7 protein-coding genes are annotated in these 10526 nt (G+C 53.7%); all 7 read right to left on the bottom strand.

The annotated features are described in order from the left end of the window. Positions 1-56: 56 nt before the first annotated feature. Complete coding sequence (locus AC4G46_RS02050) at positions 57-1757, bottom strand: type 2 periplasmic-binding domain-containing protein (protein ID WP_491126465.1); 1701 nt, start codon at positions 1755-1757, stop codon at positions 57-59. Positions 1758-1869: 112 nt separating this feature from the next. Next, entirely contained in the window at positions 1870-2760 is an 891-nt protein-coding gene (locus AC4G46_RS02045) for a carbohydrate ABC transporter permease (protein WP_277471322.1), read from the bottom strand. 19 nt (positions 2761-2779) lie between these two features. Continuing rightward, entirely contained in the window at positions 2780-3736 is a 957-nt protein-coding gene (locus tag AC4G46_RS02040) for an ABC transporter permease (protein ID WP_491128768.1), read from the bottom strand. 317 nt (positions 3737-4053) lie between these two features. Further along, positions 4054-7398, bottom strand: a complete 3345-nt coding sequence (locus AC4G46_RS02035; RefSeq protein ID WP_491126464.1) for a cellobiose phosphorylase — start codon at positions 7396-7398, stop codon at positions 4054-4056. A 32-nt stretch (positions 7399-7430) separates the two neighbouring features. Continuing rightward, positions 7431-8768 carry a glycoside hydrolase family 30 protein gene (locus tag AC4G46_RS02030; RefSeq protein ID WP_491126463.1) on the bottom strand — a complete coding sequence of 446 codons (1338 nt, stop codon included), beginning with the start codon at positions 8766-8768 and terminating at the stop codon, positions 7431-7433. Positions 8769-8869: 101 nt separating this feature from the next. Then, positions 8870-9886: a LacI family DNA-binding transcriptional regulator gene (locus AC4G46_RS02025; protein WP_491126462.1), complete on the bottom strand. Its 1017-nt coding sequence runs from the start codon at positions 9884-9886 to the stop codon at positions 8870-8872. Positions 9887-9937: 51 nt separating this feature from the next. Then, positions 9938-10420, bottom strand: a complete 483-nt coding sequence (locus tag AC4G46_RS02020; protein ID WP_491126461.1) for a hypothetical protein — start codon at positions 10418-10420, stop codon at positions 9938-9940. Between the last annotated feature and the right edge of the window lie 106 nt (positions 10421-10526).

The raw sequence follows: 10526 nt of genomic DNA, 5'->3' as shown, positions 1-10526 counted from the left end.
TAGAAGCAAACAACCCAAAAGCCCGCAGTCTGCGGGCAATTGGGTCTTATTCTATACTATTCCATACCAAGTTTCTTTTTGTTCTCCTGATACTTGGTCTGTCTGTAGGCATCGAAGGTTGCAAAGCCTTCCTTCTCTTTCTTCGCCAGATAATCATTCCAGATCTCATCGAATTCGGCATCGGAGGAAGCCATCAGCAGCTTCGGCATTGTTTTGCCGCGGAGCTGTTTGAGCTTGGTAGCAACAATGCCTTCCGGCGAGTTGCCGGTAGGATCGATCAGCTGGAACTCGGAAGTGTTGATTGCCTTACCGCGGGTCCAGTCTTCCAGCTGCTTGAACGGTTCAACCGATTTAGGGGCCCATTGGTCGGTAATGTTCGTGTTCTGCATCATCCAGAACGTGAAGGAAGAGCCGTATTGCTTGTCGAATGCCGCACGGTCGCTGTTCATCAGCGCGAATGCTTCAGGCAGGAACTGGTCTTTACCATCAATTGTATCATAGCTGACGCCTTTTTCACCCAGGTACAAATCTTTATTTCCTTCCTCACTGTTCAGGTAGCTGAGGAATTTAATAGCGCGTGCTTTGTCTTTTACATTTTTGGAAATCAGGGTTACTGTCCAGCCGGAGATACCAGGGCCGTTCAGGGTTGGCTGATCCAGCGCCGTATTGGACGGTCCGTCTACAGCAATATAGGTTTGCTCAGGGTTTTTCTGGAAGATTGTGCCGAGCTGGGAAGCAAAGTCAGTACGTTGGTACAGCATTGCAAAGTAGCGGCCTTGAGCAATCTTTTCTTCCATTTGAGCACGCTTGTCGATGAAAATGTCTTTAGCCAGCAGTCCGTCCTGATTAGCCTGACGGAGTGTTTTCATCCAGCGTACATACTCAGGATCCGTTTCGCGCTCATACACCTTGCCGTCTTTTTCCCAAGGGATCGCCAGGAAGTTCTGCAGGTAACCTTCCAGCGAGTCGTTGCCGTTCTCGGTGAACTCATGCAGACCGAGTGGAATCAGCGGTTGGCCGTTTACTTCAGGGAATTTCTCCTGGGCCAGCTTGAGGGCGTTCAGGAAGCCTTCCGGTGTGCGCATATCCGGGCTGCCGATCGCTTCGTAAATATCCTTGCGGACTACGAAGGTCTGGTTGGATACATAGTTTGCGCCGTACTTTTCATAGTCGGCAGGCGAGGAGGAAGAGTTCGGATAGCCGTAGACATTGCCGTCCTCCTGGGTATACCAGCCGAGCTTATCTTTATCAGAAACCTTGTAGAAGTAAGGGTCATACTCATCTGCCAGCTTGTTGAGCGGCAGCACCATTTCGCCTTCGACCATTTTCTTGATGGCATCTTCCCAGAAGCCGAGGGTAATGAAGTCAGGCAGCTGGCCGGAGGCAATCATCGTATTCAGCTTTTCATTTTCATTGCCGGCAGGCACGATGAAGTTAATGTTCACACCGGTCTTTTTCGTTACATATTGCGAAGTCGGGTCTACACCCCATTTATTTGGAAACCAGGAGAAATTCAGATACCAGTCAAAGGTGATCGGTGAAGTATCGCTTTGCCAGCCCGGCTCATCTCCCGATGGTGCAGCAGCCGTAGGTGCTGCCGAAGCCTCAGTTGTTGCCGCCGCCGTATTGGTGTTCTCCTTATTTGCGTTGGCATTGCCTCCGGCATTGTTATTGCCTGAGCAGCCTGACGCCGTCATCGCGAGCATCAGTCCCAAGAGCAGCAGCACCATTGATTTTGGCTTGCGTTTCATGCCCATGCTTATTTACCCCTTTTCTAAAATGTTATGAATGAATACCTTTATAAGCTCAACCCCGGAATCCGCTTAACGCGGCCTCTGGAGGAGTTACCTGATTGTACATGCCTGCTGATCAGCCCTTGATTGAACCAATCATCATGCCCTTTACAAAATAACGCTGCAGGAACGGGTAGACGAATACGATCGGCAGCGTGGTGACGACCATTGTCGCCAGCTTGATGGACTGTGAGGTTACAGTCTTGGTAACGCTGCTGCCCTGCAGGGCGACCATCATCTGATTAGAGCTGGACTGGGCCACCACCCGGAACAGATACGTCTGGATCGGCTGCAGGTCCGGGTTGTTGATGTAGATAATACCGGCAAAATAATCATTCCACTGATACACCCCGTGGAACAAGGCGATCGTTGCGATGACCGGCATGGATACCGGCAGCACCACCCGAAGCAGAATTGACCAGTCATTGGCACCGTCGATCCACGCCGCTTCCTCAAGCCCTTCGGGAATCTCCCGGAAGAAGGTCATGAAGATAATCAGATCGAAGAAGCTGAACAATACCGGAATGATATAGACCAGGAAATTATCGAGCAGATGAAGATCCCGGTTCAGCAGGAAGGTCGGAATCAGGCCGCCGTTAAAGAACAAGGTGATGGTACCGAGCAGAATGTAGAATTTTCCGCCGATCAGGCCTTTTCGGGACAGTGCATAAGCTACCATTGCCGTAAAAAATACGTGCAAGACAACTCCGATAACCGTCTTGGCCACCGTAACGCCCATCGCCGTCATAATGCCGGAGCTGGCGAATACCGCTTCAAAGTTCTCCAGGCTGAACATCCGGGGCCACCAGTAGATCCCGCCCATCATGGCGTCATTACCGTCATTAAAAGCGTTAATCAGCACATACCATATCGGATACAGAGTAACGAAGCAGATACATAGCATTACCAGGTTGTTGGCAATATCGAATATGGCTTCGCCCATCGTTTTGCGTTTGAGAGAAAACATGGTTTAGATCCTCCTTCTTCTAGAACAGTGACGTATCGTTGACTTTTTTGGTTACCTGGTTGGCAATCAGCAGCAGGATCAGTGCTATGACTGATTTGATCAACGTGACCGCCATAGAATAGGAGAAGCGGCTGGTGACAATCCCTGTATAGTAGATGTAATAGTCAATTACATTACTGGCTGTTTCGTTAAGCGAGTTGCGCAGGACCAGAATCTGGTCAAAATTGGAGTTAAGCACGCCGCTGACCGCCAGAATGAACAGGATGCTGATCGTTCCGCGGATGGCCGGCAGTGTGACGTACCACATTTTCTGGAAGCGTCCGGCGCCGTCGATGGTTGCGGCCTCATACATTTCCGGGGATACCCCGGCAATCGCCGCCAGATAGATAATTGCTGACCAGCCGAGCTCCTTCCAGATATCCGAGGAGATCACGATGGTCCAGAAGTAGCTTGGTTCCGCCAGATAGGAAATCGGCTTATCGATAAGGTTCAGTGCCAGCAGAATATTGTTGATGATCCCTACATCTGCAAGCCAGGTTGCCAGGATACCGCCAAGCACGACCCAGGAGAGAAAGTGCGGCAGGTAGGAGATCGTCTGAATCGCTTTTTTGTAACGGATCGAACGTACCTCATTGAGAAACAGGGCAAAAATGATAGGAAGCGGGAACCCGATCAGCAGCTTGATTAAACTGATACCCAGCGTGTTCTTGATAACATACCTCAGATCCTCGTCCTCATATAATTCCCGGAAGTGCTGAAGTCCCACCCACGGGGCCTCGGCAATCGATTTGACGATGTTGTATTCCTTGAAGGCGATAATCATCCCGTACATCGGAATGTAGTTAAAAATAATCATCCAGGCCACGCCGAGCAGCGCCATTGTCTGCAGATGCTTTTGGGCCAGCAGCCTTTTCCAGAGTGATCTTTTGCGACCTGAACCGGTTTCGATAAGAGCCGGAACGGGCTGCTTTTTCATCCGGCTAACCCCGCCGCTTGTTTTGTTCTCCATCGTATGGACCTCCAAGATAAATCTTTTTTTCTGTAATGTGGTTAAAAGCTTGTGTTGCTCTATGTGCTTATTGTAACCGCATTCACCTTATGGGGGAAGGTAGCGAATTTCCGGTTTGGGGTCGCAAATTTCGGGTGGGGGAATAGGCGGTCAGCCCACTTTACGCGATATCAGAGGCATTTTTGCCTCTCATTTCGCCAACCGGCTGTATATCGTGAGATTTATACTCTCTTATCTCTATAAAAAGGAAAAAAGGGAGGCCTCAGCGGCCTCCCTTAAACACCTTACACCAGCTCCGCACGGATCGCGGTGATCTCGCCCCGGCGCAGGGCTTCCGCCTCCGCACCGCGCAGCAGCGGCCCGTCAAACTGCCGGCTGCTTCCGTCGCCATAGGTCAGCGTAAGCCGCCCGATAACCGCCCGCTCTGCGCCATAGGTATCGGCCCGGCGCGGGTTATGGTACGTCACTTCCGTTCCGCCCAGGAACGTAAACATCAGCTCGCCCTGTTCATCAAACAGCCAGCCCGGCAGCGCCGGTGCCAGCTCCAGCGTCAGCTCGCCGTCCTCATACTCAAACATCCGGCTGCCCGCCATCATCGTCCGCCACATGCTGAGGAATTCAGCTGTTGAGCCGCTGAGTCTGGCTACAAAGCCCCGGCCATGCGTTAACGGGTCCGGATTGCCGCCCGTGCTGATAAAAGAAGAATTCTCCAGCGTGCTGCGCCCGTATACAGCCGGGTCAAGGAACGGGATCAGCGAGGTTCGCATCTCGCTGTAGAATTCCTCGTAAAGCCCTCCCTTCAGAAGGGCCAGCAGATACTTGTAGGACATGTGCAGGAAATTCGACTCCCGCTCCTGCCAGCCTGGCGTGAAGGCACGGATGCGCCCGATCTCGTGTGATTCCGCCTCAAGCGATGCCGAGGTGCGGTACATTGAGGTTACCGGATCGAACAGTCCGCTGCCTTTAACCTTGCTATAAATCTCTTGGGCCTGCTCATGACTGTCCAGCGTTTTGAGCCAGCGTGCTGGCCCCTCCAGGAAGTACGGCAGAGCTGCAGCCTCAAATTCCTCTACTATTGCCTTAGGCAGACCATAGCCGCTGATCACCGGCTTGCCCGCTTCATCCGTTACGGGCTGGTAGCGTACCGCCTCAAAGCGGAAGTACGTCGGCACCAGTCCCCCGCCCAGCGACACCGCCCGCTCAATCCCTGCATCCACTTTAACCAGGAATTTGCCCAATGCTTCACGGATGACAGCCAGACTTACCTCCGCCTGCTCTCCGGTAATACCAAACCGGATATTCTCCCGGTAAGTCTCTCGCGCCGATGCAACAGTGTCCCAATAGCCGAAGTCGTCAAGCCCGCCGTCCAGCACTGTAGTTACTGCCCCCAGCACCCGTTCCAGAAGCAGCGCAATCTCTACAGGCAGTTGCACGGATCCAACAGCAGCCCCCAAGCCCGCAAGCAACTCCTGCACCCCTTGTGACTCCTGCAAATCTTGCAATCCCTGCACCGCCTGTAGCTCCCGTGCCCCTGCCAACTCCTGCGCCGCCTGCAGCTCCGGTACTCCCACACTCCCCAGCGCCTCCAGCATAAACACAAGCATCCGCTTGAGCTCGAACGTCTCGCTCATCCCGGAGCCGAACAGGCCCGGCAGGCCGTTCATCGCATCATTCCAGCCCGGCTTGTTGCCCTCCATCTCCACGCCCATGCCATAGGGATCAAGAGTTGCGAACTTGTTCAGCGCCAGCGAGAGCATTTTGACGAACAGGCTGGTGCGGTAAATCTCCCCGGTGCCGCCTTCCGTACGCAGCCACTGGGTATCGCCGGCCTTGCGGTGCAGCCGGTGCAGCTTCTCCTCATCCTCGAGCAGCGCACCGTACTGCCGCACCTTGCCGCCGCTGATCACATACTTCTCGCTGCGCGGCAGCACGTAGGCAGGGCTGTCATAGAACGTATAGGATTCATCGCCGAACAGCAGCTCCGCAAGCTTATCCGGGAATACCTCCAGATAGCCTTCAACCAGATCCAGGTTGTAGGTCCAGTGGTCGCTCCAGAAGCCTTCACCGAAGGCGGCCTCGATATTTTGCCGGGACAGGGCCAGCACACCGCTGAGGAATTTCTGCTCATCCGCCTTGAGCTGCACCTGATGATCCGCGATGTAATTAATCAGCTGGCCTGGTGTGAATTTGCCGAGACACAGCGCTGCAAGCTCAGCCTGATGATCCGCCGCAGCGTTCCCGACCCACTCTTTAAGCTGCGCAGCATGCTCCGGCAGCACCTCAAAGCTCGTTCCCTGCACGCTGAGCGGATTATAGCCGTCCGCCTGAATCAGGCTGTAGAACATTTTGATATTAAAGCTGCCCACCTGCGGATGAAAAAACACATCGTTCCGCCGGTTCTGGTTCATATCGCGAAAGTTCCCGTTGCCCTGCGAATAGTATTCGGGAGCAAGCGAGAAAAAGTTATAATCCCGCTCCATATCCCCGTGCTTGCGTGAATACAGATGCACGACGAAGCCGTCTTTTCCATTGTCAAAAATAAACGGGTACCCGCCGCGCAGAAAATTATCCAGATAGGATTGGCGGCAGTAAGCGTCAAAAATAGCAGAAGAAGTGCGCGTAGCAATGTCCGCGGTAAGGTTCTCGGTCAGCTCAGCCGCTTCCAGCATTTTGCCGGTGATATATTCATCGCGGCAGAGCCGGTCAGCCTTGCGGTTGATTTTATCGATGTCGCTGACATGCCCGATAATGGTGCTCAGTGTCAGCTTCCCGCCCGGAGCCAGTGTCCGCTGAATGCCGCTGAAGCCGCAGGGCACCTTATTCACCGGATATTGTGGCTGTGCAAGCAGCTCATCAAGCGTCAGACCGGCAAAACGGTCCGGGTAAGCAAGCGAGGTATTCGCCCCAAAAATCACCTCAAAATCAACAACCGGCCGCAGCCGCTCCCCCTCTGCTGTAAAAGACAGATAGAAATGGCCGTTCTGAATTTCACTGACCTCGGCACTATCGTTGGTGCTGGAACGCAGCTTGTAGAACGGAATGCCGTGCTCCAGATTGTAGACCTCCATCCAGCTGCGCAGCAGATTGCCCATTTCCTTGTAGGCGCTGTTCGCTGATCCGTAAGGAAGGATCTCCGGCAGCCCGTCCAGCAGCTCCAGCGACAGCTCCGCACCGCCTGTATTCTCAATCTCCACCCGCCGCACCAGCGCCGCATAATCATCGTTCGGCAGATTAAAATAATGAACCGCCGTTTTCAGTCCATGTCCGGCATGCTCTTCCTCAATCGTCAGCCCGTTCGGCAGGATCGTCATCTTCCGCTTCACCGCCGGATCCGGATGCGAGGACTGGAACGGCTCATAAATCTCTGCACGCTCCCCCAGCTTAATAAAGGTGCGGAACCCGGACGATGCCACGTTCTTGTAGGAAATGCTGGCCGGGGAGAACTCCATGATCGGCGAGTTTTTGTCGCGTACCCCGAAGCCGCACACTCCCTGCCCGCGGTTCACATAGAAAGTCCACATAGGAATACCTTTGAGTCCGGCAAGCCCCGGCAGGAAGCTGGCAAACGGTTTATTTTCATGAAACTGCTCCATTACAAATTGGCCCGAATCAAAATAATAACGGCTCATATCATAACCTCCTGAATTTTTGGATGTGTACCTTATGAAATCACATGTGTAGCAATTGAATGCGGCGGCAAAAGGCAACCGGCCAGCTCACTGCCAAGGCCAATCGTTACCCTGCGCTCTTCATCGCTCTCGTTCATCAGCACAACGGCGATACTGCCGTCAGGATTGCGGAACGCCGTGGACAAGATGCCGTCAATGGCAGATTCCAGCCCGATCCGCACAGCGCCGGGAACGATATATTTGCTGAAATGGCCAATGTAATAATAAGAGCTGTTGTAATGAACCTGATCCGTAACCGTGTCGGCGATAATAGGAGCATCGCAGAAATTGCCCACATGGTTCGGCCCGCCCGTCTCATCAAGCACCAGATTCCAGTCCAGATAGCCCTCCGTCCACGCGTTCAGATCACCGATCATATTCCGGCCGTAGCGCTCCCCGGTGAACCATTCCCCCAGACGCACGCCGCCCTCCTGGCAGCCCTCTGTGAATAGCACATGCTTATCCGGGAAAAGCTCATGCACCTTCGCCACCTTCTCGAACTCCTCACCGCCGTACCAGTGGATGCCCGTCCCCCAAACATACTTCGCCGCTTCCGGATCTGACAAAATTGGCGTAACCCGCTCGATCATAATATCCCGGTTGTGATCCCAGATTACGATGTTTACATCGTCCATACCGGCCTCGTGCAGGGCGGGCCCGAGGTGGTTTTTGACAAAATCCCGCTCCTCCTCGGCGCTGTACACACAGGAATCCCAGGTCTGCACAGCCGCCGGCTCATTCTGTACCGATACGGCCCAGACAGGAATGCCCTCCTTGCGGTAGGCCTCAATAAACTTAGTGTAATAACGCGCCCAGACAGCGGCATATTCCGGCTTCAGCGAGCCGCCGTTGTTCATTTCCCCATTGGTTTTCATCCAGGCGGGCGGGCTCCATGGGGAAGCCAGCATCGTAAAAGGGCCCCCTTTTACCTCCATTGCATCCTTAATCATTGGCAGCACCCACTGGTGGTCATGGGATATATCGAACGTGGCCAGCTCCGTATCCTGCTCCTGCACATACGTGTAATTACCGAGCGCAAAATCACAGCTGTGAATATGCACACGCCCCATGCTGTAGCTGAGGCCCTCCTCCGGGTGGAAATAGCTGCGGATCACCTCCGCCCGTCTGGCCGGACTCATCCGCGACAGCGTGTAGGCCGCAGCCTCAGTGAAAGCGCCGCCAAAACCAATGATGCGCTGGAACTCCTGCTCCGGATGAAGCTGTATATCTGCTGTCTGCCCGCTGCCCCGCTGCCCGAACACCAGAGCTTCCCGCCGGCTTAGGCGCTCCCCGGTTTCTTTTGCCGTCACTACCGTTTGTACAGTCACCATCTGAAACCATCTCCTTAAATAAAATATAAAACACAAGACCACTCAAAATCGAAACCGGTTTCGATTGTAGCGAAAAAAAAGTGCGTCCTGGAAGAAACGCTCTATTTCTCACCAGGCGGCGCACAAGACTCCCGCTCAATCACTTCCACGGGCAGCACGATAGCCTCCATTCCGTTCCCCTTACGGTCAACCGATGCAAGCAAAACCTCTGCGGCACGGATTCCCAGACTCGCCGTATCCTGCCGGACTGTTGTCAGCGCAGGCGTCACGTAACGGGCAAGCTCAATATCATCATAGCCCATAACCGAGATGTCTCCGGGTACAGACAAGCCGCTGTCCTTAGCCGCCATCATCGCCCCGAGCGCCAGCATATCACCGGAAGCAAATACAGCTGTAGGCCGCTCCGGCAGAGCCAGCAGCTTCTGCATGGCAGAATAGCCGTTCTCAAGCACATAAAACTCGCCCTCGACGATATACTCCTCCCGCAGCTCATTGCCGTGACGCTTCATGGCCTCAAGATAGCCTTCCTGGCGCTGATTGCCGGGAACTGTATTCACTCCGCCCGAGATATGCGCAATCCTGCTGTGTCCGAGTGAGGTCAGATAGTCCACCGCCATCATCGCTCCGGCCATATTATCCGAGCAGACGGTATGAGACTTTGGTGTCTCATAATCCAGGATGACCGTAGGAATATTGCTCTCCAGAAGCTCGAGGAAATAAGGATCCTCATAATCAGAAAGGAACACGACAACACCGTCCACGCCATGAATCCGGCAATTCTCCAGATATCCGCTCTGCTTGCCGCCGACATCCTTCGAGATGAACATCAGGGCGTAGCCCTTGTCTACAGCGATCTGCTTAAAGCTTTCAATTACCGCTCCGAAAAAAGGATGGCGGATGCCCGCTCCCGTTCCTTCCACAAAAAGAACGCCGAGTGTCCAGGATTTCTTGGTAGTCAACGTACGGGCATGCGCATTCGGCAGATAGCCCATCTCCCGGGCCGTCCGCAGAATCTCCTCCCGTGTCTTCGCGCGCACATCGGAATAGTTATTGAACGCCTTCGATACCGTAGTCGGAGAGTAACCGGTTTTTTTGGCGATATCATAAATGGTAGTCAATCCGGTTCACCTCCAGGGTTTTATGAAAGCCCTTTTTTGTTCACTGCCATTCTAACTTCTTTCAGCAGAGCCGTCCAGCATAAAATATTTTTGTACCGCAGGCAGCAGGGTAACCGCCTGAATGAGCAGGCCAAGACAGGTATAGAATACATGGACTGCAGAGACCGCATTCATCATGTACGTCTGCACCAGAATCCAGATGATCTGCCCGAAGCCAAGATACAGCGAAAAGGTCCAGGCAGGATGCAGATCCTTGAACGGACTCAGACCGGCAAACCGCTGCCAGTCCGGCTTCTTCACCAGCCCGTAGAGCACAACCAGCGGCAGGACCCCGAAGATAAGCAGCAGCAGCAGGCCTGGAATCATAAAGCTGTCAAAAGGTGATCTCTCAAGCACAGAGACCGGCATCCCCATCATTTCACCGCTCGGATCAACCAGCAGCATCACCCCGCCGCCGATTGCCCCAATTCCGAGAAAAGCCTGCAGCACATACAGAACAATAACGGCGCCAGGCCTCTTTTTCAGCTGTCCCATGATCCGCTCCCCATTTCCGCATTTTTAATAGAGTTTACAGCTTTTCCCTGCGATGTGCGAAGACAGATATCACAAAATCGTGAAAACCCTGTTATTTCCCCCTGCC

It is taken from the genome of Paenibacillus sp. fava2 (genome assembly GCF_058313675.1).
This window is presented reverse-complemented; position numbering and strand designations above follow the sequence as displayed.